Genomic DNA, 342 nt, shown 5'->3' with positions numbered 1-342 from the left:
GAGCTATGGCCCCGTATTTCTACAGGCGTTTCCCACACAAAATTGGTGGGTCTGGGCAGATTCGAACTGCCGACCTCACCCTTATCAGGGGTGCGCTCTAACCAACTGAGCTACAGACCCAATTTCGAGCTGCTAAGGCCGACCTCACCCTGCTCTTAACCACAGAGCATGGGGTGCGCTCTAACCAACTAAGCTACAACCCCAAGGCTGCTTCTTATCGTCTTCTTCAATGAATCAAGCAATTCGTGTGGGAACTTATGGAGCAGCTGAGTCGTCGATTAAGGAGGTGATCCAGCCGCAGGTTCCCCTACGGCTACCTTGTTACGACTTCACCCCAGTCAT

1 tRNA gene and 1 rRNA gene are annotated in these 342 nt (G+C 52.6%); both read right to left on the bottom strand.

The window, feature by feature from the left end:
- Positions 1-43: 43 nt before the first annotated feature.
- A tRNA-Ile gene (locus tag KW846_RS29760) sits at positions 44-120 on the bottom strand.
- 159 nt (positions 121-279) lie between these two features.
- Positions 280-342, bottom strand: a 16S ribosomal RNA gene (locus tag KW846_RS29755); the annotation flags it as partial.

The organism is Pseudomonas sp. PDM32 (assembly GCF_019219225.1).
GTDB classification, from domain to species: domain Bacteria; phylum Pseudomonadota; class Gammaproteobacteria; order Pseudomonadales; family Pseudomonadaceae; genus Aquipseudomonas; species Aquipseudomonas laurylsulfatiphila.
This window is presented reverse-complemented; position numbering and strand designations above follow the sequence as displayed.